Origin of the sequence: Brevibacterium yomogidense (assembly GCF_016107685.1) — a bacterium.
Taxonomy (GTDB): domain Bacteria; phylum Actinomycetota; class Actinomycetes; order Actinomycetales; family Brevibacteriaceae; genus Brevibacterium; species Brevibacterium yomogidense.
Genome location: NZ_JABASY010000007.1, coordinates 39,242 through 65,119, shown reverse-complemented (window position 1 = coordinate 65,119; position 25,878 = coordinate 39,242). Strand labels below are relative to the sequence as shown.

The 25,878-nt window shown below is 65.6% G+C and carries 22 protein-coding genes and 3 tRNA genes; 11 read left to right on the top strand and 14 right to left on the bottom strand.

Annotated features, from left to right (window positions below; genetic code table 11):
• Positions 1–45: 45 nt before the first annotated feature.
• The 5 genes from JFC09_RS14935 to JFC09_RS14915 all read left to right on the top strand — a co-directional run bounded on the left by JFC09_RS14935 (position 46) and on the right by JFC09_RS14915 (position 2,729).
• Positions 46–118 (top strand) — tRNA-Glu (locus JFC09_RS14935).
• Between the two features lie 54 nt (positions 119–172).
• Positions 173–246, top strand: a tRNA-Asp gene (locus tag JFC09_RS14930).
• A gap of 92 nt (positions 247–338) precedes the next feature.
• Positions 339–414: transfer RNA gene (locus JFC09_RS14925), tRNA-Phe, on the top strand.
• Between the two features lie 256 nt (positions 415–670).
• Positions 671–1,945, top strand: coding sequence for a type 2 periplasmic-binding domain-containing protein (locus JFC09_RS14920; RefSeq protein ID WP_198394842.1), 1,275 nt, complete (start codon positions 671–673; stop codon positions 1,943–1,945).
• Positions 1,946–2,018: 73 nt separating this feature from the next.
• Positions 2,019–2,729, top strand: coding sequence for a helix-turn-helix domain-containing protein (locus JFC09_RS14915; RefSeq protein WP_198394841.1), 711 nt, complete (start codon positions 2,019–2,021; stop codon positions 2,727–2,729).
• A 181-nt stretch (positions 2,730–2,910) separates the two neighbouring features.
• Here the strand turns inward: JFC09_RS14915 and JFC09_RS14910 are convergent, their stop codons facing one another.
• The gene (locus JFC09_RS14910) at positions 2,911–4,122 is read right to left on the bottom strand and encodes a globin domain-containing protein (RefSeq protein WP_198394840.1); all 1,212 of its coding nucleotides are present in this window, start codon (positions 4,120–4,122) and stop codon (positions 2,911–2,913) included.
• A 602-nt stretch (positions 4,123–4,724) separates the two neighbouring features.
• Between JFC09_RS14910 and JFC09_RS14905 the strand changes: the two genes are divergently transcribed.
• From JFC09_RS14905 to aqpZ, 4 genes are all read left to right on the top strand, one after another.
• Complete coding sequence (locus JFC09_RS14905; RefSeq protein ID WP_019158244.1) at positions 4,725–4,928, top strand: cold-shock protein; 204 nt, start codon at positions 4,725–4,727, stop codon at positions 4,926–4,928.
• A 408-nt stretch (positions 4,929–5,336) separates the two neighbouring features.
• Positions 5,337–6,434: a fatty acid desaturase family protein gene (locus tag JFC09_RS14900; protein WP_198394900.1), complete on the top strand. Its 1,098-nt coding sequence runs from the start codon at positions 5,337–5,339 to the stop codon at positions 6,432–6,434.
• Positions 6,435–6,537: 103 nt separating this feature from the next.
• Entirely contained in the window at positions 6,538–7,548 is a 1,011-nt protein-coding gene (locus JFC09_RS14895; protein WP_198394839.1) for an acyltransferase family protein, read from the top strand.
• A gap of 62 nt (positions 7,549–7,610) precedes the next feature.
• Entirely contained in the window at positions 7,611–8,351 is a 741-nt protein-coding gene (gene aqpZ, locus JFC09_RS14890; RefSeq protein WP_198394838.1) for an aquaporin Z, read from the top strand.
• A gap of 88 nt (positions 8,352–8,439) precedes the next feature.
• On the opposite strand, the gene JFC09_RS14885 is transcribed toward aqpZ, so the two are convergent.
• Complete coding sequence (locus tag JFC09_RS14885; protein WP_198394837.1) at positions 8,440–9,828, bottom strand: MFS transporter; 1,389 nt, start codon at positions 9,826–9,828, stop codon at positions 8,440–8,442.
• Between the two features lies 1 nt (position 9,829).
• Positions 9,830–10,648 (bottom strand): hypothetical protein, encoded by an 819-nt coding sequence (locus JFC09_RS14880; protein ID WP_198394836.1) that lies wholly within the window; start codon positions 10,646–10,648, stop codon positions 9,830–9,832.
• A gap of 214 nt (positions 10,649–10,862) precedes the next feature.
• Here JFC09_RS14880 and JFC09_RS14875 point away from each other — a divergent pair, with 214 nt between their 5' ends.
• Positions 10,863–11,069, top strand: a complete 207-nt coding sequence (locus tag JFC09_RS14875; RefSeq protein WP_198394835.1) for a DUF3073 domain-containing protein — start codon at positions 10,863–10,865, stop codon at positions 11,067–11,069.
• A 108-nt stretch (positions 11,070–11,177) separates the two neighbouring features.
• Here JFC09_RS14875 and purM read toward each other — a convergent pair whose 3' ends face one another.
• From purM to JFC09_RS14830, 9 genes are all read right to left on the bottom strand, one after another.
• Entirely contained in the window at positions 11,178–12,281 is a 1,104-nt protein-coding gene (gene purM / locus JFC09_RS14870; RefSeq protein ID WP_198394834.1) for a phosphoribosylformylglycinamidine cyclo-ligase, read from the bottom strand.
• Between the two features lie 3 nt (positions 12,282–12,284).
• On the bottom strand, positions 12,285–13,703 hold the full coding sequence (gene purF / locus JFC09_RS14865) for an amidophosphoribosyltransferase (protein WP_198394899.1): 1,419 nt from the start codon (positions 13,701–13,703) through the stop codon (positions 12,285–12,287).
• Positions 13,704–13,830: 127 nt separating this feature from the next.
• Positions 13,831–14,379 (bottom strand): hypothetical protein, encoded by a 549-nt coding sequence (locus JFC09_RS14860; protein ID WP_198394833.1) that lies wholly within the window; start codon positions 14,377–14,379, stop codon positions 13,831–13,833.
• 1,756 nt (positions 14,380–16,135) lie between these two features.
• Entirely contained in the window at positions 16,136–17,083 is a 948-nt protein-coding gene (locus JFC09_RS14855) for a hypothetical protein (RefSeq protein WP_198394832.1), read from the bottom strand.
• Between the two features lie 946 nt (positions 17,084–18,029).
• Complete coding sequence (locus JFC09_RS14850) at positions 18,030–18,977, bottom strand: acyltransferase family protein (RefSeq protein ID WP_198394831.1); 948 nt, start codon at positions 18,975–18,977, stop codon at positions 18,030–18,032.
• A gap of 86 nt (positions 18,978–19,063) precedes the next feature.
• Complete coding sequence (locus JFC09_RS14845; RefSeq protein WP_198394830.1) at positions 19,064–20,506, bottom strand: aldehyde dehydrogenase family protein; 1,443 nt, start codon at positions 20,504–20,506, stop codon at positions 19,064–19,066.
• A 54-nt stretch (positions 20,507–20,560) separates the two neighbouring features.
• On the bottom strand, positions 20,561–20,959 hold the full coding sequence (locus JFC09_RS14840; RefSeq protein ID WP_198394829.1) for a sterol carrier family protein: 399 nt from the start codon (positions 20,957–20,959) through the stop codon (positions 20,561–20,563).
• Positions 20,956–21,975 carry an asparaginase gene (locus JFC09_RS14835; protein ID WP_198394828.1) on the bottom strand — a complete coding sequence of 340 codons (1,020 nt, stop codon included), beginning with the start codon at positions 21,973–21,975 and terminating at the stop codon, positions 20,956–20,958. Before JFC09_RS14835 ends, JFC09_RS14840 begins: the two co-directional genes overlap by 4 nt.
• An 8-nt stretch (positions 21,976–21,983) precedes the next feature.
• The gene (locus JFC09_RS14830; protein ID WP_198394827.1) at positions 21,984–22,448 is read right to left on the bottom strand and encodes a DUF3151 domain-containing protein; all 465 of its coding nucleotides are present in this window, start codon (positions 22,446–22,448) and stop codon (positions 21,984–21,986) included.
• A gap of 158 nt (positions 22,449–22,606) precedes the next feature.
• Between JFC09_RS14830 and JFC09_RS14825 the strand changes: the two genes are divergently transcribed.
• Complete coding sequence (locus JFC09_RS14825; protein ID WP_198394826.1) at positions 22,607–23,743, top strand: glycosyltransferase; 1,137 nt, start codon at positions 22,607–22,609, stop codon at positions 23,741–23,743.
• Positions 23,744–23,799: 56 nt separating this feature from the next.
• On the opposite strand, the gene JFC09_RS14820 is transcribed toward JFC09_RS14825, so the two are convergent.
• The gene (locus tag JFC09_RS14820; RefSeq protein WP_198394825.1) at positions 23,800–24,393 is read right to left on the bottom strand and encodes a hypothetical protein; all 594 of its coding nucleotides are present in this window, start codon (positions 24,391–24,393) and stop codon (positions 23,800–23,802) included.
• 496 nt (positions 24,394–24,889) lie between these two features.
• A complete protein-coding gene (locus JFC09_RS14815; RefSeq protein WP_198394824.1) occupies positions 24,890–25,870 on the bottom strand; it encodes a hypothetical protein in 981 nt (326 codons plus the stop codon).
• Positions 25,871–25,878 lie beyond the last annotated feature (8 nt).

Genomic DNA, 25,878 nt, shown 5'->3' with positions numbered 1-25,878 from the left:
AAGCTTACGGAGGTTCAAGGCCGAAAGGCGGTAGACCGCTAGCAAGCCCCCATCGTCTAGTGGCCTAGGACACCGCCCTTTCACGGCGGCGACACGGGTTCGAATCCCGTTGGGGGTACGTGTATGATGAGCTTCGACGCCCATCGGCACAGCAGTAACAAGAAGTGAATATGGCCCTGTAGCGCAGTTGGTTAGCGCGCCGCCCTGTCACGGCGGAGGTCGCGGGTTCGAGTCCCGTCAGGGTCGCGGAGCACAAGGCTCTTCTCACACAGAAGGGCCTTTGTTCTTTCAAAGACTGAATTCTTCAGCTGCATCCCGTTCAGTCGATATCTGAATATGGCTCTGTAGCTCAGTTGGTAGAGCGTTCGACTGAAAATCGAAAGGCCACCGGATCGACGCCGGTCGGAGCCACCAGACAGTGAAGACCCTCGCCTCGGCGGGGGTCTTCTGCCATGCCCCGCGCAAGAACCACCCGGAACCCCTCGCAGGGCGTGAAGCTCGCCGAGCAGCGGAAACCCAGGCGGCTGCGCGGAGTCGCTTGCACCCCTTGTATGCCTCACTGTGCGTCTATAGACTCAAAATTGAAAGCGACGTCGATTTCACAAAAGTCGCACGCTGTCATCGTCGACAGTTGCAGCGCGCATGAGGCACTCGATTTCAAGGGAGAAATATGCTTCGGAGCACACCGACCACGGGAGTTTCGGCCGTTGCAGCGATCGCATCGCTGCTGTTCGTCAGCGGATGCGCAGGTTCGGTCAGCAACAGCAACAGCGCGGGCGGCGGCGAAGGTTTCGCGTACGTCGCCTCACAGCCCGAGGTCGATGCGGTTATTGAAGACCTCGACCCTGTCACGCTCGTCTATCAGCCAAGCGGCTCCTCGCCGGATACGCCAGCTGCTGTCGCGGGGCATTCCTTCGCGGAGGCGATCGAGGAGCGGTCGGGCGGAAAGATCTCCCTCGATATGGTCTGGGGGCAGGCGATCGCCGGCTACCCCGAAACCAACGATGCACTCGCAGACGGCCGCATCGACATTGCGTATCACGTGCCGATCTACGACCCAGCGGCATACCCGACGATCGATGCGTACAACAAGCTGACTCAGTACTCGAGCGCCGCACCGTTGACCGGGGAAGCGATCTCACAGGCAATGATGAGTGAGGCCGCGTGGAACGACCCGCAGCTCATCGAAGAGTACGAGGAAAAGGGCCTGACACCTCTCTCGCCATTGCTGTCGTCAGGGGACTACTGGATCGCGTGCAACACACCGATTGCGGGAGCCGACGACTGGGAGGGCCGACAGATCCGGATCGGCGGGACTGCGCAAGGGCCGATCGCTGAAAGCATCGGCGCATCACCTGTCTCCATGGAGTACGGCGAGACATTCGAAGCACTGCAGCGCCACACTGTCGACTGCACCTTCGTTCAGGGGCAAGTCGCAGGATCGACGGGCCTGCTGGAAGTCGCACCGCATGTCACGCTGTTCGAAGGCCACAGAATGACCGGCGGCGCGACGGCGTCACACGTCGCAGGATCGAGCTTCACTGACCTTCCACTGGCTTACCAGCAGATCATCTTCGATGCCGAAGTCGACATGTTCCATGGTCAGCTTGCGAGCACGATGGATTCGAGCCTCAAGGCAGTGCAGGACGCTCGGGCTGCAGGAGGCGGCTTCAACACCATCGATCCTGAAGTGCAGGAAACGATGGAGCAGACGCAGGAGGAGCTGGTCGACGGCCTCATCGCCGACAGCAGGATCGACGAGGACATCCGGGAACAATTGACGTCGTCCGCAGACAAGTGGTCAGGAATCGTCGAAGAGCTCGGCTACACCGACGACGGCGACTTGGAGAACCTGGACGAGTGGTACGACGTCGACAGCGTGGACTTCCGCCCACTGGGTGAACGCGTTCTCGAAGAAGCGGCACTTGCGCACCGGCCCGAGTGAGGGTTCGTTCGGCTGACCGTCCGCAACTCCGGAGGTGAGCACGCCTTCAGGAGCCCTCCTTACACTGGGGGGCATGCCTCGTCGGGTGGATGACTTCCGGGGACTCACACAGGTGAGTCGACTTCGCCTGCTCCAATCAGTGCAGCGGAAGCCCGGGCGGCAGCTGCGGGAACTGGCGGATGAGACCGGCGTGCATGTCAACACCGCACGCGATCACCTGCGAGTCCTCGAGGAAGAGGGCTTCGTCGTGAGCGCCCCCGTCGAAACGGGTAAACGAGGCCGCCCGCCGATGGGCTACTCCCCCGTGCGGAAGGCAGAGCACAGCTCGGCGGCGCAGCGTCGCCTGGAGGAGGCGAAGGACCGAGGCAGGCTGCTGCGCAGGATAGCCCCGGACCTCGACTACAGCGAAGAGCTGGGCGACGAGGCCTCCCACCAGCTGGATGTCCTGTACGAACACCTCGATGACGCGGGGCTGGAGCCCGACGTCGATGAAGGCGAGCTCACCGTCGGCCTGCTTCCCTGCCTCTACCAGGACCTCATCGACACCAACCGTCCGCTGATCTGCTCCGTCCACGCGAAGCTCGTGCGCCACCAGCTCGAACAGGTTCCCGGCCCACTCGAGCTGAAGAAGCTCCACCCGTTCGTCGAACCCCACCGGTGCCTGCTGGTCCTGGGCCTTGCCGGCGAAGGCGCACGCACAGCGCAGCCGGGTGGCATCGACAGCGATCGCGACGCCGCGGAACTCGAGCAGTATGCCGCGGATGCCATGCGCTCCCAGCGCTGACGCATCGACCAGCACGAGAGTTCACCTTCCAGGGCACGGAACGTCGTCCCGTGCCCCCGGAAGGTGAACTCACGATCGCTGGGCGGATGCGCGGCGCCTCACCGCCTGCTTTGTCCAGCCTCAGCAGACAGACCCGGCCTCAGCGACCGGGTCCGGTTTCAGTGACCAGACCCTGCCTCACTCACCCGTCGGGGTTCTGCGCCCACATATCGGGGCCGAACACCTCGTAGTGGATGCGCTCGCTCGGCACGCCCTGATCGATGAGGGTGCGGCGGGCGATCTGCATGAAGGGCAGCGGCCCGCACATGAACACCTTCGCCTCCGCCGGCAGCTCGACGTCCTTGAGGTCCATGAAGCCGGGGCGGGCTGGATGCAGGGTGGGTGCAGCCTCGGCGTTCTCCTCGTACCAGTTCTGCGCACGGGCATCCGGCATGGCGAGCACCTGCCGGCGGAGTCCGTCGTAGAGGGCGTGGTGCTCGTGCGACTTGTCCGCGTGGAACAGACGGACCGTGCGGTCGGGCTGGCGGCGGGACAGATCCTCCATGATCGCGGCGACGGGAGTGATCCCGATGCCTGCGGACACCAGCACCACCGGCGTATCGGACTCGTCGAGCACGACGTCACCCGCCGGCTGCGACACATCGAGGATCGTGCCGGGCTTCGCGTTCTCGTGCAGCCAGCCGGACACCTGCCCGTCCGGGGCACCGTCGACACCTCGGACCCGCTTGATGGTGACGCGGATCGAATCACCCCGAGGCCCCGACGAGATCGTGTACTGCCGCGGCTGCCGCGTCCCCCCGGGTACGTCGACGGCGATCGCAACGTACTGCCCCGTCCGGTGGCTGGGGATATTCCCGGACACCGGGGCGAGCAGCAGGGAGAACACCTCATCGGACTCCTCGAACCGCTCGACGACTCGGTACTGGCGCCACGGCTCGTCCGGATCCGTGCCTGCCTCGGCGTACAGCTTCGCCTCTTCGGCGATGAGCGAGGTGGCGAAGAGCCAGTACACCTCGTCCCACGCTGCTGCCACCTCTGGTGTGACCGCGTCGCCCAGCACCTTCTGCACGGCGCCCAGCAGGTACCGGCCCACGATCGTGTATTCGGCGGCCTTGATGCCCAGGGACACGTGCTTGTGGGCGATCCGCTGCATGATCGGGGTGAAGTCCGGGGCGTCAGGGTCGATGAGGTGGACCGCGAAGGCCACGACGGACGCCGCGAGTGCCTTCGGCTGCTCTCCGATCGCCTGGTTCGCGACGTTGAAGACGTTGAGCAGCTCCGGATGCGCATCGAACATGTCCGGGTAGAAGACCTTGGTGATCTGCTCCGCGTGGTCGCCGACGACACCTGCGGTCGCTGCGACGACCGCTTCGGAATCAGGGGACAGCTTCATGAACGTGTTCCTCTCGTCTCACTGAGGGTGACTGGTGATCCGATCATTGCCCGAGCACCCCTCTTCGCGCTCCCGGTTCGACCGTGAGTATTCATAGTCGGCCTTCTGACCAGCGCATTCACACCCATGAGACCAGCCGGCCGTTCAGTGCCCGCAGGCGGGCGCTCAGGGTTCTCACCGGAAGCCTGTGAAGAGAGTGCGCCCCATTCCCCGCTGAGCGTGCTACGCTCGAACCAGTCGGTGCGACGGTTCCACGCTCACAAGGCAACTGGACAAAAACACCGGCGAGTCCGTCGGAGAGCCACTCCGGTCGACATGCCCATCAGTACCCGGCGATCACATCGACTCAAGCCTCATCGGCCCGACGAAACGAATCTTCATCTTCTTCACTCGCTTCACCTCTCCGCATTCGCAGGCAGGCACTGCGCGCACCGATGCGCGCCATACCAAGCCGCCTCGTCGAACGCCCCTCACATGTCCGGCAGTCACTGTCGGATGCACAGCGCACCCTCGGATGCGCACCCCAAAGATCTCCGGACCGGTAATCGGTTCGGAAAACACGGTCACTCAGGTGGGTGACCCGTACACAAAGGATATGCAGTATGGCTACAGGTACCGTCAAGTGGTTCAACGCGGAAAAGGGCTTCGGCTTCATCGAGCCCAGCGATGGGTCCGCTGACGTCTTCACCCACTTCAGCGCGATCGAGGGCTCGGGCTACCGCAGCCTCGAAGAGGGCCAGTCGGTGGATTTCGAAGCGGAGTCCAGCCCGAAGGGCATGCAGGCTACGAGCGTTCGCGTTCTCTGATCCTCGTTGAGCGGGGGTGTGCGGTCTCTGACCGCCCACCCCCGCTCTTCCATTCCAGGCCCTCCGCACCACTCCACACACACCCCACACCACAGATCTCGACCTGGCGATGCCGGCACACCCTTGACGGAACAGCCTCCGCCAGTCCCCTTCCGCCCCGAACCCCCTCACCTCTCCCCTCGTTCCGGCGCAATGATGACCGGAAACCACTCGCACGATGCAGCACAGCCGTGAACCCCGGTGACAGGGATTCGACGACGACGGCTCCGAAGAGAAGCGGTACGTTCAATGTCTCCATCCGCCACGTCCTCCAGCCCGACCACGGACAGCCAGACAATGGCCGGTCCGTTCACAGCACTCCCGCACGTGGGTGGCGCGGACGCACACGACCCTTCCGCTGACACGATCATGGGTGATCCCGTCACGGCCAGTCCGGCGAAGGAGTCCGGCCTCATCAGGACGCGCCCGTTCCCCACGCTGGCGAAGTCGTACCTGGAGGTCTCCAAGATCGTCCGCAGCGAGGGCCTCTTGGCGCGCACCCCCTGGTTCTACGGCATGGTGGGGGCTGCTCTGATTGTGGGGCTCGCCGGCTGTGTCGCGGGATTCATCCTGTTGGGCGACAGCTGGTTCCAGCTCCTCATCGCCGCGGCGCTGGGCATCCTCTTCACGCAGGTCGCTTTCCTCGCGCATGAATCCGCGCACCGCACGATCCTGTCGACCGGACCCGCGAACGACAAACTCTCCCAGGTACTGGGCGCCGTCGTCGGCATGAGCTATTCGTGGTGGGACTCGAAGCACTCCCGCCACCATGGCAACCCGAACATCGTCGGCAAGGATCCGGACATCGCGCCGGGAGTCCTGTCGTTCGCCGCGGAGGACGCCGCGAAGTCGAAGGGCTTCTTCCGCTGGCTCCAGTCCCGCCAGGGTTGGCTGTTCTTCCCCCTCCTCACGCTTGAGGGCCTCAACCTCTATGTGCAGGGCTACGTCCACCTGTGCTCCCGCGGGAAGGTCAAGAACCGCTGGCTGGAGCTGACCCTCCTCACCCTTCGCACCGTCCTCTACCTGTTCCCGATCTTCTTCTTCCTGCCGCTGGGCATGGCGTTCGCGTTCCTGGGCGTCCAGCTGGCGGTCTTCGGTGTCTATATGGGCGCGTCGTTCGCCCCGAACCACAAGGGGATGCCGCTCATCGATCGCAGTGTGAAGATGGACTTCTTCTCGAAGCAGGTCCGCCTGTCGCGCAACATCCGCGGCGGTTGGTGGGCGACGTGGTTCATGGGTGGCCTGAACTACCAGATCGAGCACCACCTGTTCCCGAACATGCCGCGACCGCACCTCGCGAGGACACGTCAGATCGTCATCGAGAAGTGCCGCGAGCTGGGCGTCCCCTACACGGAGACCAGTCTGCTGAAGTCGTACGGCATCGTCATCGCCTACCTCAACCGCGTCGGGTTGGCCGCCCGCGACCCGTTCGACTGCCCGATGATCGCGGAGTTCCGCCGGGGCTGACACTGCCGCTGCCAGCTCACCTCACCGTACCCCCGGTCCGGCCCACCGCCGCCGAGGCCGCCTCCCGCCCGCGCGCCCCCTCCCCTCCCGTACGCTCGTAGTGATGACGGCTCCACACTCTTCACGTCCTCGCGCCGGGTGGATGGACATGCTCCGCGGTCTCGCGGTCGTGCTCGTCGCGGTCTTCCATATCCAGTACCCGCTGGTCGAGCGTGTTCCCGGCACCCCGGATATTCTGTTGCGCTTCGGGGAGGCGATGCAGCCGTTCCGCATGCCTCTGCTGTTCTTCCTCTCCGGGCTGCTGCTGCCGCGGTCGCTCACGAAGCCCGCGGGCGCCTACGTGTGGGGCAAGGTGCGGGGGCTCGTGTGGCCGTTCGTGCTGTGGACCCTCGTCGTCGCGGTGGCGTTCGAGGCCCTGTGGCGCGACGACGACCCGTGGTGGCTACTAATGGATGCCCCAGCGATGCTCATGGGCTGGCAGCATCTGTGGTTCCTGTCGGTGCTCATCGTCTGCTACGCGATTGCGCCGCTCACCCGTATCGTGCCGGCGTGGGTCTTTCCTGTCCCCATGGCCGTCGTCTCCTCCTTCATGACCTCCGACGTCGCGTGGGTGGACTACGGGGAGAAGGTGCTCTGGTACGGCGCGTTCTTCTTCGCGGGGGCGGCCGTCGCCGGGGTCATGGAGACCTGGCAGCGGCTCTCCCCCGTCCTACCGGCCGTCATGGTGATGTTCACCGTCGTGTGGGGCTACCTCGCCGCACAGGATGCGGAGCTGCGGACGACGCTGGGCTTCGCGACGTTCACGACGTCGCTCGTCGGGGTGCTCGCGGTGACGTGGCTGGCGCCCCGTCTCCCGCGCCTTCGCTTCCTCGAGTGGGTGGGGCGCGGATCGATCGTCGTCTACCTCGTGAACCTCACGACCATCACGCTCGCGTTCGAGACTATCGACACAGTCGGGATCACAGAGCCGTGGTCGATCATCGCACTCCTCGTCATCGCGGGCCTGGTCGTCCCCGTGGCGATGGTGCCGCTGGCGCGCACCCCGCTCTTCGTGTGGCCCGCGCCGCGCACCGCACGTCGGCCGGCCCCGCGAATCGCGGCGTCGACCTCCTGACCTCCTCTCGCTTTCCGGAGTACTCTTGATCCGCACTAGCCATTCGCATTCCGGAGGACTCCATGACCGCTGCACCGCCCATCCCCATGCGCGCCCGCCTCTGGGCGGAGTTCATCGGCACGTTCTGGCTGGTGTTCGGCGGCTGCGGCTCCGCGGTGCTCGCGGCGAAGGTCGTCGATGGTGACGGCATCCAGATGGGCATCGGCTTCCTGGGCGTCGCCCTGGCGTTCGGTCTCACGGTGGTCACGGGTGCGTACGCGCTGGGCCACATCTCCGGCGGCCACTTCAACCCGGCGGTGACATTGGGTGCCCTGTGCGCGGGGCGCATCGAGGCGAAGGCCGTCGCCCCCTACATGGGCATCCAGGTCGTCGGCGGTGCGGTCGCGGCGACCGTGCTCTACATCGTCGCAAGTGGACAGGACGGGTTCGCGATCGACCCGTCCGCAGCAGGCTCCTTCGCCACCAACGGGTTCGGCGATCTGTCGCCGGGCGGCTACGGCCTGCTCGCCTGTCTGGTGCTCGAGGTCGTCCTCACCGCGATCTTCCTGTGGGTCATCCTCGGCACCACCGACAAGGGGGCGCCTGCTGGTTTCGCGCCGCTGGCGATCGGCCTCACGCTGACGATCATCCACCTCATCGCGATCCCGGTGACGAACACGTCGGTGAACCCGGCACGGTCACTTGCCGTCGCCTTCTACAACCCCGCGGCACTGGGGCAGGTGTGGCTCTTCATCGTCGCCCCGCTGATCGGCGCCGCGATCGCGGGACTCAGCTACAAGACGCTCACCGCCGCGAAGGACTGACCCCGCTCGCTATCAGGGCACAGGAAGACTGAGCGGCCTACTGCTCATCCCCGTGGCGTCGCCGGTCAGTCGGCTGTGAACTCCGTCGCTATCGGCGGAATCCGCCTGCGCGCCGGTGCAGTGACTTCTCCGCGCCGCTCACCACGAGCAGCAGGGATGCGAACCAGATCGCCCCGGCAGGCCCCACGGCCCACGCGATCCCGCCGGCGGCCAGCGGTATGACGACCTGTCCCATCCGGTTGCCCATGAGGCGGACGGCCAAGGCGGTGCTGCGCCACGCGGTGGGCACGGACTGGACGACCAGTGTCATGGTGAGCGGTTGGCCCAGGCCCAGGAAGAATCCGCCCACGGCCATGAGGATGATCGTCACCACGGGCCACGTGAGGGTCGACGGTGTTGCGACGATCGTGACGCCGGCGCCCAGCAGGCTCACGATCACGAGGTCGCTGCGGCGGTACCGGGCGGACAGCCACGGCAGGCAGATCCGCGACGCGATCGTCGCACCCGCCCGCACCGCGAGGAAGACTCCCACCCACACCGGGGCGACACCGTGCCGCTCCCCCACGACCGGGAGGAACGCGATGAGGAGGTCGGCCATCGTGAGCAGCGCCAGGGACGCGATCATGTGGGAGGGGATCGTGGGCAGCCGCAGGATGCGGAGCATCGTCGGCTTGCCGACGGGTGACCCCTCCGTCGCCGAGGCCCCCTCCGGTCCGCCCGCCCCTCCCCTGTGCGAGACACCGACTTCTGTGACGCCTCCTTCCGCGGCACCCCCGTCCGAGCTGCCCGCCTCAGGAACGCCGTCCTCCGAGACACCGCCGTCCGGTACACCGGCCTCCGGCACGTCGTCCTGTGGGGCTTCGGCCCTGCCCGCGCCGTCGCGATAGGGGCGGGCGAAGCCGAAGACCAGGGGCGCGATGACGGGGAGCGCGACGAGTGACACGGCGGCCCCCACGAGCATAGTGGTGCGGATCGCCGTGGTGCGCGCGTCGAGGTCCGTGTCGCTGCCCAGCATGAGTCCGCCCAGCAGCGGGCCCAGCAGCTGCCCCACCGCGTAGCCGGCGGTGAACCAGCCGAATCCCCGGTCCAGGTCCTCCGGCGGCATGTACCGGGCGATGGACGCCTGCCCCGCGATGGTGAAGACGATGTGGGCGACACCCAGGACGACGGAACCGATCGCAACCACGACGATCGTCGTGGCGTAGGCCAGCAGCAGGCAGGATGCGGCGAAGACCACCGCGCCGACGGCGATGAGTGCGGAGAGGCGGGGCGTCCGCTCCGTGAGCCTCCCCAGCCACATGACGAGGACGAGGGGCAACAGCGCGTACGCGGAGGTCACCAGGCCGACGGCCCCGGCGTCAGCCCCCATCCCCAGCAGCTGGTAGCTGACCGTGGGGCGGACCAGGTTGAGGGTCGTCTGCGTGAGGATCGCGGTACCGACCAGCAGCCACAGCCAGACGTGCGGTCGACCGCCCACGTCAGTTCACGCGCGCGCCGAGGCGCTGTGTGTCGACCGTGTGCATGTAGGCGGCGAAGGCCTCGGTCGCGCGCTCGACATCCGAATCGGCGAGCGCGTCCAGGGAGTCCTCGAGCCGGTGACGCATGTCGCTCTCCCAGTGGTAGGCGGACATGCCGCCCAGGTCCAGTTCGAGGATCGAGTTGAAGTCGAAGCTGTCCAGCCATTCGGCGAACTCGGCCGCAACGGCGGCAGGCCCGTCGGACGGCGTGGTGGCTGCGAGGACGTCGCGCGCCCAGTCGGCCCGGGCGGAAGCGCTCATGATCTCCGCGCGCACGCGGATGCGGACGGAACCGTCGTCCTGCTCCTCCTCGATGACCTGGTCGACCGTCTCGTCGAAGGCGAGCCACCACTGGAAGGGGACCCGCCAGCAGGAGACCTGCGTGTACATGAGGTCTCCGTCCTCGCGGCGCAGCCAGTCCATCCGCTCCATGGATGCTTCACGGCGGACGCTGCGAGGCACCAGAGGGTCCAGCAGCGATGTGGGGACCGACTCCTCGAGCTCCCGGATCGCGCTCCACGACAGCACGTCCTGCTGGACGGGCCATACCCGGTCGATCCCATCGGAAGTCTGGGAGGCCGGCAGGAGCATGCGCATGCTGGGAGTCGCCGGAGGCATCGGAGCGGGAGGCAGGACGAGCAGCCGCTGGTCCGCATCCTCCCGCAGGGCGGATTCGATCCGGTCCCGGTTCGCATCGGTACCGCCGCCCTGCCACCGAGGGTGCGCTGCGAGCGGCTCGAACACGCGCAGGAACAGTTCGTACGGACGGGTGAAAGACATGGACACCAGCTTATCCGCGTGAGCGGGAGCCCGCGAGGACACACGTCCGAAACAGCGTCCAGGATACGGACTCGTCCCACATGCGTCCGGCCTGAGTGGCCCCCCGGAATGGCTAGCGATACGCCAAAGAGGTAAGATACTGCGCAGAACGATGGAAGACGGACCAGGGACCTCGTGTCACCCGCCCTGGATGAGCACGGAGGGGGTCAGGCCAGTGGGTCGCGGTCGCGCCAAGGCGAAGCAGATCAAGGTCGCTCGAAAGCTCAAGTACTACAGCCCGGAGACGGACCTCACCGCACTCCAGCGAGAGCTGGGGGGACAGTCCGCAGTGTCGGAATATGACGGTGAGGACGACTACTCTGCCTACGCAGACAAGTACAACGACTTCGACGATGACGACGACAGCGAGGACGCTCGCTGACGGACAGTACGTCCTGTTCTGACAGAAGGGGCGGGGAAGACCACACCGGTCTTCCCCGCCCCTTCTGCAATCCCAGAGACGACGCCAGCGCCGCCCCGGGTCACGCAGTCAGTCGATGAGGATCGCGGCTCCCGCGTCCACACCCTTGGCTCCCTGGACGTAGGCGTCCGCACCGCTGTGGGTGGAGTCGTCGGCCACCACGTCGCCCAGCACCCACGCTCCGGGGTAGGCGCGCAGCACGTCGTCCACGCGGTCGGCCGCGACGGACAGCACCATGCCCACGCCCTGGTTCCAGGTGCGCTCACGGTCCAGCTGCGGCACTCCGCCCAGGTCGCCCAGCACGTCGAAGACGGGCGGGACCGTCCAGGACGACCGGCGCATGACGCCCACGGTGCCCTGCGGCAGGATCCGGGCGACGTTCGCGCTCAGCCCCCCGCCCGTCACGTGGGAGATCGAATGGACCGCACCGGGCAGCTCTGCGATGAGCGCCAGCAGCGGGCCGGTGTAGACGCGTGTGGGGGTGAGGACCTCCTCGCCCAGGGTCCGACCGAACTCCTCGACCTCGCGGTCCAGCGACCAGCCCGCGTCCGCGATGATCCGACGCACCAGGGAGTAGCCGTTGGAGTGCAGGCCCGATGCCGGCAGTCCCACGAGTGCGTCGCCCACCTGCACGCGGTGGGCGCCCAGGACCTCGTCGGCCTCCACCACACCGGTGGCGGCACCGGCGACGTCGTACTCGTCGACGCCCAGCAGCCCGGGGTGTTCGGCGGTCTCCCCACCCACCAGGGCGACGCCCGCGCTCGCGCAGGCCTCGGCGATGCCGCGGACGATCGCGGCGATCCGTTCCGGCACGACCTTGCCGCACGCGATGTAGTCGGTCATGAACAGCGGCTTCGCACCGATGACGACGATGTCGTCGACCACCATGCCCACGAGGTCGTGGCCGATCGTGTCGTGGATGTCCAGCTGCTGCGCGAGCGCCACCTTCGTGCCCACACCGTCCGTGGACGTCGCGAGCTGCGGGTGGCGGTAGTCCTTGAGAGCCCGGGCGTCGAAGAGGCCGGCGAACCCGCCGAACCCGCCCACGACCTCGGGCCCGTGGGTGGTCGCGACCGCGGCCTTCATGAGTTCGACGGCGCGGTCACCTGCCTCCACGTCGACGCCGGCGGCGGCGTAGGTGGTTCCACTGGTGCGTGCGTCGTCAGCCTTCATGTGTCATGACCTCGTGTGTGTGAGTTCCATTCCGGGCCCCTCGACGGGGATCGGGTACTTGCCTGAGAAGCATGCGGAGCACAGCCCTTCCGCGGGCTGGCGGGTGGCGGCGATCATGCCGTCCAGGGAGATGTAGCCCAGCGAATCGGCGCCCAGATTCTGGCACACCTCGTCGACGCCCAGGCCGTTGGCGATGAGTTCGGCGCGGGTCGCGAAGTCGATGCCGTAGAAGCAGGGCCACTTGACCGGAGGGGAGGAGATCCGCACGTGGACCTCCTTCGCGCCGGCCGCGCGGAGCATCTTGACGATGGCGCGCTGCGTGTTGCCGCGGACGATGGAGTCGTCGACGACGACCAGGCGCTTGCCCTCGATGTTCTCGCGCAGCGGGTTGAGCTTGAGGCGGATGCCCAGCTGGCGCAGCGACTGCGTGGGCTGGATGAAGGTGCGGCCCACGTAGGCGTTCTTCATGAGTCCCTGGCCGTAGGGGATGCCGGATTCCTCCGCGTAGCCGACGGCGGCCGGCACGCCGGAGGCCGGGGTCGCGATGACCATGTCCGCCTCCACGGGGTGCTCGCGGGCCAGGGCGCGGCCCATCTCCGCGCGGGCGGCGTGGACTGTCCGCCCGGCGATGATGCTGTCAGGACGTGCGACGTAGACGTACTCGAAGACGCAGGTCTTGGGGTCCGGCTCCGCGAACCGTTCGGAGCGCAGGCCCTGCTCGTCGATGGCGATGAGTTCACCGGGGTCGACTTCGCGGACGAAGGTGGCGCCCACGATGTCCAGTGCGGCGGTCTCCGAGGCGACGACCCAGCCGCGCTCCAGCCGGCCCAGTGCCAGGGGGCGCACGCCGTGGCGGTCGCGGGCGGCGTAGAGGGTGCCCTCGTCCATGAAGACGAGGCTGAAGGCGCCGTCGAGCTTGGGCAGCAGGCTCATCGCCGCGTCGTGGAGTGATTCCTTGGCCGACGACCCGAAGAGTTCGGTGATGAGGGAGGTGTCGTTCGACGAGTCCCGGTGGCCGCGCGTCCGCAGCGTCTTGTTGGTGGCCTGCGCGACGGTGTGCTGGTGGTCGGCGCGGTATTCGTCCGCGATCGCTTCGAGGGTCTCGACGTTCGTGAGGTTCCCGTTGTGGGCGAGTGCGAGCGTGCCGAACGGGGTGGGGCCCAGGGTGGGCTGTGCGTTCTCCCACGAGGACGCGCCGGTCGTCGAGTAGCGGGTGTGGCCGACGGCGATGTGGCCGGGGAGGGTTTCGAGGTCGGTCTCCTTGAAGATGGAGGAGACGAGGCCCATGTCCCGGTAGACGAGGATCTGCTGGCCGTTGCTCGCGGCGATGCCGGCGGACTCCTGGCCGCGGTGCTGCAGGGCGTAGAGGCCGAAGTAGGTGAGGCGGGCGACTTCTTCGCCGGGGGCCCAGACGCCGAACACGCCGCACTCCTCGCCGGGAGGGGTGTCGAAGGGGGGTTCGGCTGGGGCTTCAGAGGGGTCCGTCTGGGGGTCCGTGGTGGCGGGCGCGAAGCGCTCCGCGCGGGACAGGTTCACTGCGGGCACAGGTTCATTGTTTCACATCGCCCGAGGCCGTCGGATCGTCCGTCTCCCGGCCCGGTTCAGTGCCCGTCGCCGAGGTGCCGGTCGACGGATCTCCCGGCTCGCTTCCGGTGGCCGGGTCTTCTGAGGCGGTGTCGGCCGCCTGCCCGTCCGAGGCTGCGTCCGTGGTGGATGCGGTGGCCGAGTCGTGGGCGCGGTCGCCGTTGGTGCTGAACTCCGGGCCACCGGACCCGTTGCGCGGGGTGCTGCGTGCGACGTATTCGGCGCGCACGGTGTAGGTGCGGACCTTCCGTGCGTTGGTCCAGTCGAGGATCAGAGCGACGCCACCGCCGAGTCCTGCGCCCAGGAGCCCGAGCACGAGCATGAGGAAGGCCATCGCGGTGCCGGTCGAGTAGTCCGCAGTGAGGGCGGACGTGTCGACGGGGAGAACGACGAGGATGCCGGCGACGATGAATCCGAGGAAGATCCCGGCGAGGATGAAGACGCCGTAGCGGGGGCTGCGGCGGACGACGACGTCCAGGTCGTCGGTCATGCGGATATCGGGGTCCTCGGTCATCGGCTCCTGCTCAGGACGGGGGCGGCGGTGTGCCCCACCATTCTAGATGCCATGCGCGAGGACCTGCTGCCCCCACGCGATCCGGGCGTGCGCGTCCCACGTGTATACATGCGTGGGACGGGCGAGTTGCACTCGCCCGCCCCAGCGGTCTCTCATCCCTTATCTGATGGCGTTAGCAGTCAGCCACGGTCAGCAACGGTAGAAGGTCACCTTCACGTAACCCATCTTTCCCGTAGGGGCGCCTGTTGTATGCGTACGAGGGTCAAGCCCGGCGTCGAATTCGATGACGGTACCACTCACGTAGCTGCTCCCTCCGCCACCGGTCGCAGCGATGCCGTAGCGACCGTCATAGATGTCCGGTTTAGGGCCGGTGTAGTTGGCCAAGGCCGAGGCACCGCCACCGCCGCCGCTGTATCCGCCACCCCCTCCACCTTCCACACTGGTCGATTGGGGGCTGGTGCCGTTGACGGCTCCGTTACCACCGTTACGGCCCGAGCCAGGCGACCCATTAGGGCTCCAGTCCACGCTGAAATCGGTAGGGCCACTCACCCACCGAGGAAGACCCCCCGCACCGGGTGACCCCGCTGTGGCACCGCCGCCTCGACCACCGCCTGACATCAGCCGGATCTGTGACGCTGTGGGAGCCGAGTCGGTGTCGGGTCGATTGCCCATCCACCCCAGGAGCCCGGTCTCTCCCGCCATCCCGCTTCCGGACCATCCGCCATTGCCGTTACCACCGAAAGCAGTAACTGACGAGGAGTTGTAGGTTGCCGTGGTGTCCTGGCGCAGGCTTCCCGAGAAACGCGCGGCCACGGCCTGCGACCCGCTGCCCGGAATCGGGTACACATTGGCGTGCGACCCTCCTCCACCGCCTGCAACAGCGACGATCGTCGCCCCTGCGACAGTCGTCCCCAAGAGAAGTGTGCTTGCGCCGCCACCACCACTGCCGCGCACATTCTGGCCGGTGCCACCGTTTCCGCCGTTTCCGAACAGCGACTTCCCTCCCCGGCCTTGACGGCCATAGGACTCGCCGCCGGCCCCCGCCACCAACAAGTAGGTCTGCCCCGGCGACACGGCGAGGTCACCTATGATGCGGGCGCCGTCGGTGAAGTTGCTACCACCTGAACCACCAACGACTTCGAACTGCATGCGCCCGGCACCGTCGGGAACCGGCACGCTCAGGGCTGCACGAGCGTTGCCCAGGTTCGTATCGGTCGCATGGACCTCGTTCCCTCCGGGGACCTCCTCAACGCACGATGCCGCAAACGCCGGTGCTGCGGCGGACACCGTAATGGCGGGAACCGACCACGCTGCCCCCTTGACGAGTACACGCCGGTTGAGTCCGCCGCCAGAACCGCGGACCACTCTCCCGGCGCCGGTTGCCGCAGAAGAGCTTTCGCTCGTAGGCTCGTTGTTGTTCATGGGTCCCTTCACTTCTCATGACGGACACAGCGGAGTCACGACCTGCCCACGGGCGACCCGCAAATGCCGAGTGAACGCGCATGCGCGAAGGTGCGACCAGCGTCCAGACGACCGCTCTCCCACTAAGACCTGAGGATACGAGGCAACGCAACGTTGCCGTTCGATAGCAGTAACTTAGTCTCTCTTGCGGTTACCGGCAAGTCTCGTGACCACCACCACGGGAGCACATGAACCCTTCTATCACCAACGACGCGTCGACGACTCAAGGAAGCAGTGAGAGGGCCGGTGCGTGATTCCACCGGCCCTCTCGCTATTGCTTACCAGCGCCGGGCTGTCAACAGGAGAACGTCACTTCGATGAGCCCGTGCGCACCGAAGCCACCGCTGGCAGTGTTCGACGCAAGGCCTCCCGTGAACGTGTCCACAACGCTGGAAACCCAGCTCGCGCCCCCTCCACCGCCACTGCCGACTCCGGTTTGGAATGCCGCCTGCTTCGGACCAGTGCCGTAGAGCATGGCCCCTGCGCCACCGCCGTAGTACCCACCACCGCCACCACCGGCTGACGGAGGATTCGGTCCGTCGGCGTGCTGGTAGTCCGCGCTGCCACCATGCCCGCGCCCGCCGGGATGCCCGTTGACCAGACCGTTGAACTTGATCTTCTGCCAGACCCACGAGGAGTCGGCGTGGGCTCCAGCCCCGCCTGCAGAGGTTCCACCGCCACTTCCACCTTCGACGCCCATCGCAATCGCACCCTCAGTGAGCTTGTGCGGGCTGCGCGCACCCTCGGGCGTGACAAACATGTAGGCGCCCTCACCACGAGCGCCCGCAGCAATCGACCCTGCCGCCTTCGGAACGCCCGCAGCTCCTGACCCCTGCGGCACCTTGCCGAAAGCAGCGTGCAGCGTGCTCGACCCCTGATAGTAGAACGTGCCGTCGCCCAACGACTGCGCCGTCGACTGGCTGAGCCCGCCACCGCCCCCTGCGACGACGAGCACGTCATCGCCGAACTGGAGGATGCTCGCTGCACCACCACCGCCGGATCCGCTGCCCATCCCGTGGCCGCCGGAGCCTCCGAACTCGAGCCCGGTGGAGTTGACGACGCCAGCTGCGTTCGTGGTGTTCTTCTTCACGCTGGCCCGGTGCTGCCCAGCGCTGCCGGGCCTCAGCGTCACCTTCTCACCCCCGGAGATCGGGATGAAGCCGTCGATGACGGCACCTTGCCCACTCTTACCGTTCCGGTTGGACAGAACGCCACCGCCACCGCCGATCACCTTGAACGTCATCAGGGTCGCCCACTCGGGTGCCGTCACTACCCTGCGGATCGGACCGCCGTCCGTCGTATGAGCCTTGGCAGCTTTTTCCGTATAGGTCAGAGGCGGGTTCGAATCCGGGCTGCACGCTAACGCGGGAGCGCCTGAAACCATCACGATCGCCGGGGCCGCCCATGCGGCCTTCACGGCGGCACGACGGGGAAAAGACCTGGGTTCACGCCGAGGCGGAAGAATGAGATCGGACACTTTGGCTCCCGCCGAAATTAAGAACTGAAACGATTAAAGAACCATAGAGTAACCTCACCACGGAGAATAGGCAAAATCAATTAATTGCAACTAGTTCTGCAAATGCATCGCAAGATATTTCTGCAGGTCAGCCCCCTACGACACGCCACCAATCACGCCATTGTTGGCGACGTCACACGCCACTGGAACGCCATTCAAGAATATGACCAGCCGGCCGACCGGGCTGTCCGCGAATGACTCTCACAGGTAAAACCCTTCAGTGATCTCCGCGCATTCACATACCATCCAACCAGCCAGCAAATGTGCGCCACAATTGCTACTTCTGAGATTCTTGATACGGACTGGCGGGGTCGCATCTCCTCATCGAGAAGCAAACCGCGCGACTCAACGCGGTGGTCGGGGCGGAGGAGCATTCCCAGGTCAACATCACCGGGTGGACCTACCAACGTGTCGTCGCCGCCTATCGTGACCTCGACCGCGCACGCGGACATGCGCGGACGCAGGCCGTCATCCAAACGGTCTCGACAGGTGGGCCGGCGGCATTGACGGAGCTGACCACCTTGGGCCGGACTTCACGAAGAACCCGGTAGGGATGCAGATGTGACCTCATGACTAAGGCTACAAAGCAACCAGGATAAACGCCGGAGCAAGGGTACTGAACCACAAAGGGTTGCTGAAACCTTCCGTTGCCCTCGCTACTGACTGCTTATTCTCAACTCATTGCCCCCGAACGAGCGCGACGGCGTCGCGCCCAGTAGGAAGTCGCCGGAAACTCAAAAAGCAGCGCGATCGGGTATCGCGCCTTCAACTTGCTTAAGACCCACCCGACCAACAGTGCTGCAACCACATTCGCGACAAAGAGAAGATAGAAATCATCCAGACCGAATACTTCGAGGACCGCCCCCATCCCGAACATCACCGGAAAGTGCGAGAGGTAGTACACGATCGAGTGCGCGCCTACATATTCCACGAATCTCGACTTTTGCGGAGCTCGGTAGAAGCGCTGGAACCACCCGACGACCGCAACGATGCCGATAAGACTCGTAATTATTGCGACGATCGACCAGCCGCTGGGTGCGAAGAGGCTCAGAACCACGGCGGCTATCAGTGCAGTCCAGCGCACCACTCCTCGTGTCGTTGCGTAACACGCTCGCGTGGACGAGGAAAGCTGATGTCCGAGATAGAAGTATGCGGCGAAGAGAACGAATTTGCTGATGAACCCACGGTCTTCGATCATCATAGACACGATGATGGCGACCAGCGGAATGACACCCGGAGGGAACCTCCCCACGAGAGGGGCGACGCAATAGTAGATGAAGACGAACAGCAGGAACCAGAGGTACGTGACGGGGATCCACACCTGAGGACGCGCAAAGAGCTCAAGCTGTTGCGTGGCCGCCAGGAATATGGCGGCCCAGACCACATATGGCCAAAGCAGCTTTCTGAGTTTCCCGCCGTAATACTCACCGAAAGGTTTCGTCAGCGACCGCCCCAGCAGCATGCCGGACAAGAACATCAGAACGGGCATCCGGTAAGGAGCAAGAAAATTGTTCAGATGCGCGAATGCGTCAGGCATCGACGCAGGCTGGTAGATCGTGGGAATCGAACTCGCATGCCAGACCAGCAGTGCGAGCATGGCGGCCCCGCGGACAAAGTCCATCCACTGGATGCGAGACCCTCTGTCAGCGACTTGGACACGCACTCGAAGTTCAGAGTGGCGATCCCGCCTCATCCAGGGTCTCCCTCTTACAGTTTCATGACGACGGTTTTCGTCTGGGTGTACTCGTCGAAGGCTTCGATAGATTTCTCACGCCCGTAACCGGACTTCTTGAAGCCGCCGAACGGGAGCTCCACTCCCCCGCCGGCACCGTACGTGTTGACGAAGACTTGGCCGGCCTCGATCCCGTGCGCCATACGGTGTGCCCGCGACAGGTTCTGCGTCCACACCGCAGACACCAGCCCGTACTCCGTCCCGTTCGCCAGCTCCAGCGCTTCGTCATCGTCGTCAAAACGCGTGACGGCAACGACCGGGCCGAACACCTCTTCGTGGAAGATCCGCTGCGACACGTCGACGTCGGTCACGATCGTCGGCGCCACGAACGCGCCACACTCCAGCGCGCCACCCAGCCCGTCCGGACGCCCACCACCCACCACGACCTGTGCGGATTCGACCTCGTCGAGGAACCCCTGCACGCGGTCACGCTGCTTCATCGACACCAGCGGCCCCAGGCCCGGGTCATCGATGCCGCGCCCCACCGTGATCGCGTCCATGACACACCCCATCTTCTCCACGACCTCGTCGTGCACAGAGGAATGGACCAGCAGCCGTGAACCCGCGGAACAGGTCTGGCCGGCGTTCTGGATGACGGACCGTACCAGGCTGGGGACAGCACCCTCGATGTCCGCGTCGGGGAAGACGAGGTTCGCGGACTTGCCTCCCAGCTCCAGCACCGTGGGGATCACCCGGTCTGCGGCGGCGTGGGCGATGAGGGAGCCGGTCGCTGTGGAACCGACGAAGCCCAGGTGCGCGATGCCGGGGTGATTCGCAAGCGCGTCTCCGGCCTCGGCGCCCAGCCCCACGACGACGTTGAAGGCGCCGACCGGGAACCCGGCTTCGTGAATGAGTTCGGCCAGTCGGACAGTGGTGCGCGGCGTTTCGTCCGCGGGCTTCGCCACCGCGCAGTTGCCCGTCGCCAGCGAGGTCGCTGCGGCACGGCCGATGAGCTGAAGCGGGTAGTTCCAGGCAACGATGTGCCCCGTCACCCCGTAGGGTTCGCGCCGGGTGTACACGTGCATGTCGTCCGCCAGCGGGATCTGATGACCGTAGTACGCCTCGATCGTGTGGCCGTAGAACTCGAAGTAGCGGGCACACACATCCGCGTCAGCATAAGCCTGAGTGAGCGGCTTGCCTGTGTCCTCGGACTCCAGCCGGGCGAGCTCCTCGCGGTTCGCGCGGATGAGCGCCCCGGCGGCGACGAGCAGCTTCGACCGCTGCTCAGGTGAGCTGCGGCGCCACTCCCGCTGCGCCTTCGCTGCGGACTGCACCGCGTGGTCGACCTCGTCCACACCGGACCTCGCGACCTGTCCGATCACGGCACCCGTCGACGGGTCGATGTTCGGGTACGTCCGGAGCGTGGGGAGATGGCGGCCGGCGATGAAGGATGTCGTCTGCACAGTGCGAGCGGTCATGGCCTCATTCAACACCACGCCGCACCGTCCACGCAGGGGCGTCCGCGGTCTGGATCAGGCGAGCGCCCGTCCCTGCGTGTCGAACAGTGGCAGCAGGTGTCCGAGGTACGACCGCACTCCCGATGCGGCGACGGCGTGAGTCTCCACGGCGTGCGCGAAGTCCGTCTTCCCGGTGACCAGACTCAACCATGTCGCGGGGTCCGCTTCGACAGTGTTGGGCGGCGTGCCACGGGTGTGCCGGGGGCCTTCGACCGCCTGGGTGACACCGAACGGAGGCACCCGCACCTCCACGCTTCCCCCCGGGTTGCGGGCGGCGAACTCCTCCAGCGTGAACCGGACAGCTGTCGCGAGGGTCTTCCGGTCGACCTCGGCCGCACCGCACGGCTCCGCCGCGCACCACACGTCCAGTGCCTGCCGGCCGACTGCGGGGTCCGTCTTGCGCTTCACACTCATGCCCCGCTCCTCCGCACAGTCGTCAGTGCATCGCCCACGCGCAGTGCGCCGACGATCCGGGCCTCGCCGCTGCCCTCGATGCCGCCCGTGATCGGCTGAGTCAGCCGCGCGGCGACCTGGGCGGCAGCATCCGCGTCCACGGCCTCGGCGAATGCGAGAAGCTCGAGGGCGACCAGCGTCGTGGGACGGGACGAACCGTCCAGACATTTCACTGCGACCGACCATCCGCTGCGAGTCGCCATCACCATGACGCCTTCGGCACCGAACTTCGCGAAGATCCCCAGATCCTCGATCACGGTGGTGTTGGGGCGTCCGCCGCCTTCGATGCCCCAAGGGTGGGCGAACACGGCGTCCATGAGGCGGGCCGCAGGCTCGTCGGCCCCCTGAGCGACACGACCGATCGCGGTGGCGAGCGCTGTGAGCGTGAGTGCGTGGACGGGCGCGCCGCAACCGTCGACTCCCACGGCCAGCGGTGGTCCTCCGGTGTATTCCTCCACGACCCGGGCGACCTCCTGCTGCACCGGGTGATCCGGTTCCAGGTAGGAGCCGAGGTCGTGGCCGCCTGCCACTGCGGCCATGAGGAACGCCGCGTGCTTGCCGGAGCAGTTGAAGTGGAGGCGCGACTTCTCCTCACCGGCGGCACGCCGTGCTTCGCGCGTCGCGCGGTCCGCCGGCGCCACCGACGGGCACTTGAGCGCGGACTCGTCCAGACCAACGGAGTCGAGCATCCCGGCAACCACGTCGATGTGCCGCTGCTCCGCACGGTGCGACGCCGTCGCGAGGACGGCAGCCTCACCCTGCAGGTCCGCGCCTGCGCGCATGCTGGCGATCGCCTGGAGGGGTTTGAGCGTCGAACGGACGAAGACGGGCGAGTCGACGGATCCCACAGCGACCACGGGCGCACCGCTGGGGTCCAGCAGGACGGCGGAGCCGATGTGGCGGGACTCGACGAAGCCCGACCGTTCGACGACCGCGAGCTCGACCGCTTCCTCCGCAGAGAACGTCTGCACTGCCATCGCGTCTCTCAGCTCCCGGCTCCGGCGATCTGGTCCATCGCGGTGGGGTCGGAGTCGTTGAGGAACTTCTCCACGCGGGCGGCTTCCTCGGCTTCTCCGATGCTCGCCGCAGCGCGGCCCAGCGCGTAGAGGGAGCGGAGGAACCCGCGGTTCACGTCGTGCGTCCACGGGATCGGGCCCACGCCGCGCCAGCCGGCGGCACGCAGAGCGTCCAGCCCGCGGTGGTAGCCGACACGGGAGTACGCGTAGGAATCGACAATGCGTCCTTCGTCGAACGCTTCGTCTGCGAGTTCCGCCCAGGCGAGACAGGACGCGGGGTAGGCGCTGGCGACGTCCAACGGTTCGTCACCTGCTTCCAGCCGTGCCTTCGCGGGCACGTCCGGGTGATCGTCCGGCAGGTACGTGGGCTGAGGCCCCAGCTGCGAGGCGTCGAGGTTGCCGATGGGCGAGGGATTCCCGAGGTTCTGGCTCATGCCCCCAGACTATCGGGCGGCTGGAAACTGTCGTCCTGACGCTCGCAGGATCTCGAGGGGCTTCGCCACCGTCGGTGCCCCGTTGCGGAACAAGCGCTTATGCTGAGGCTTGGCTTGTGCGGGTTCCACACCCGAAGTACTTCAATCGAGGAGAATCGATGCCTAGTCGCCTTACTGTCGTTCTTCCAGACAGCATCATTCGACAGGGCAAGGATCTCTACCTGGACCCCAAGACACTCAGCGGCCTGAATGCGTACGCAGCCAACTGGCCGGGCGAGTTGACTGTCATCGCAACTCCTTCAAGGAGTACACGGGTCACAAACCTCAACCACGCCACCGAGTCTGAACTCGCGTTCAGTATCGTCACCACGGACAATCCACTAGGCGCGGCACACCGGCGTGGGTCCGTTGCGACCCTCGCTCTGCACACCATCAGCAACGCCCCTCTCATGGAGTTCGATCCACGCCGGATCATATGGACAACTGAGAACCCGCTTCGCCAGCGGCTCTCCTCGTCGTTCATCGGATCCAACGCAATAAACGGGATCCGTTCTTCGATCGGCCACCTCCGTCGCGCAGCACCCTTGTGGTCGATGATTCGTCGAGCTGGGGGCATTCAGTGCAATGGCTACCCGACTTGGAATGCGTACTCTCACCATTCAGCAAACCCAATGCTGTTCTTCGACACCCGCGTCTCCGACAAGCAAATTAACGACTCGCAAAAGCGTGAATACGCGCGTAACTCCGCAACGAGGCCGTTAACGGTGGCGTTTTCCGGGAGACACATCCCTATCAAGGGACCACAGTACGCCCTCGCCGCTTTCGACGCGTGCTCCCGTGACGACTACTCCACACTGTTCATCAATGGCCACGGAGAGATGACTGAGAGCCTTCAGACTAAAGCCGCTTTCGACAACTCCAGAACATCGTTTACTGGCTACCTCGAATACGAATCCGAGTGGACCGCATTTGTGCGAGAGAACGTGGATCTGATGATCCTCCCGCACACTCAGGGGGATCCAGCCGGAAGCTATCTGGAAGCAGCCGCGCTTGGTGTCCCGGTGATCGGCTTCAACAACGCCGCCTTGACCCCACTCACCGCCAGGCACGGCATAGGCTGGACTGTCCCGATGAGACGCGCAGACCGCTTGACGCTGAAGCTCCGGGAACTGGCGAACAGCCCGTCCGAGATACGGGCAGCAGGTCAACGCGGAATCGACTTCATGTCACAACATACGTTTGAAACCGAGTTCAGGCGACGCATACTGCACCTCAGAGAGGTTGCACAACACTGAGTGCGGCAGTGCCTTACGCAGTCATGTCTGGGGATCCTGCCGAAATTTCATTCAGGTTACGTTGAGGCTTTGCGCCACGGTGGGGAGAAGAGCAACGGAGCATACGTTCGAGCAAGCCTTTCAACCGCTAGCGGTCCCGCGACCCCGATGAGCAGCCCGACAACAAGATGGAACGCTGATGAATCCACACCCGTGACCGTCAGCGCAACCCTAATTCCAGCGGTAAAGATAATATGCGACAGGAAGATATGATTCGAGTGTCTACCAAAGGAGGAAAGGGTGCTCTCGATCTGTGGCATCGCACGCATCACCAGAGAAACCAAAGCAATAGTTGCGATGACACCTGCGCCCGTCCCGACAGTGCCCAACACCACACCTTCAACAGAGCGTTCGGAAGGAAGGCCAGTCGGCGCCGACGAATTAAGCCCGAACCCAAGTCCGAGCGGCACTGCGCTTCCCGCAACTGACATCAACATAACAGCAAGCCAGCGAGATGCTACAGATTCGATAAAACACACTGCGGACCCCACACGCACTGCGGCCCCTATCACGACAAAAATGATGAGTGGCAAGCCCGCCAGGAAAATCACTTCGGGAAGTGCCGACCACGTGAGGAGGCACAATGCACCCTTCGATGCCATGCCGAACACGAGTCGCCCTGTCGATCTCCGCGGCTGGGCGACGGCAGTCACGGCAGATGCCAGGCATCATGAACGGCAAGAACCACAGTGGAGACAGCGGATAGAGCAGGTTGAAGGCTTCTGCCCACGTGACCGGGATGCTCGCGTAGTTACTTGCTACGACTGCGATCGTTCCCTGAATCAGAGTCCAGACGAGGAACTGATACGCGATGAGCTCGCTCCGTGTCACGATAAATGCGCGCGGTCCGCGTCTCATGACGGAACCAGGGATCAGGGTGCCTGCCAACAGTGCGAACAAGGACATCCGAACGAGATGAAGAGTTCTATCGAGTGAACTGAAGAACGGGATCGACGGATCGACGATGTCGGCGGCGAAAAGCTCTCGAAGCACATACCCGAAGACGACTCCGATGATCGCGGCACCCGAATGGCGTCGACGAGCTAGTACCGCTGGCTTCCAGATACCTCTGTTCGGTCCCGCGGCCCACCGCCACGCGGCGGTTCCTTAGTCATCCTGCTCGGCGGTGATCGCAAACGGGTCTGCGACGACAGCGCCTCGGGCACCGTCTGATACGGCGTCGTCGTATTCGTCGGGGGTCGAAACACCAGTCACCCACACGTCAAGTTCGGCATGAGTCCACGACTCCCACGCTTCAGAGTCATGATTTGCCGCAACGCTGTCGTAACCCGCTCGCAGGAGTTCTTCGGGCGAAGTCTCGTCGGCTTCCCCCACATAGAGAACCGAGACGTTGCGGTCGTTCGCTCTGGCAGCGGTCTCGTCATCCGCGGTGCGGATGATGAGTGAGTCGATCCTGTCTGCGTCCTCCGCAGCGGTGAGCACCGCGTCGAGCTCGCCCTGGGTGTCGACCGCCGGCATGAAGATGGTGTCGTCCGCGTACGTCCTGTACACCTCCGCCCACGTGGCCGGGGTGCCCGCGTCGGTGTCCTCACGCGGGGCGGGGATCTCCCCGTCCGCGAACGTCTCCTGCGTCAGCTCGGAGTAGGGCTTCCCGAACACGTCCTCGCCGTCATCCGGCCCACCCTCGCCCAGCACCACCGTCCCGTCGCCCAGCACCACGAGGTCCACGGCGGGGGCGAAGCCGAACCGCACGTTCTCACGAACCGCTTCGAGGGAGTTCGCCGGATATACGGCGGAGCCTGCGCCGTCCGCGGCGACGACTGGGGTGGGCATCGTGTCGACTGTCACCGGGTCACTGGACGACAGCGTGGACCAGACGATCAGCCCCACGACACCCAGGACGGCGACACCCGCAACGACGAGCGGAGCGATCGTCCCCCGACCCTCCCTCTCCTCCTGCGCATGTGCGACGCGCTCGTCCCACGCCGCCTGTTCCTCCGCGCTCACCGGCTTCGCCCGCCCCGGGCGCGTGCCAGGTACCTCCGCGGTTCCCGTCCCGTCGCCGGTCCCGCCGCCCTCATCAGGCGACTTCCGGTTCTTGGGTGCGAGGTCGGCAAGGGTTTCCATCCGGTCGT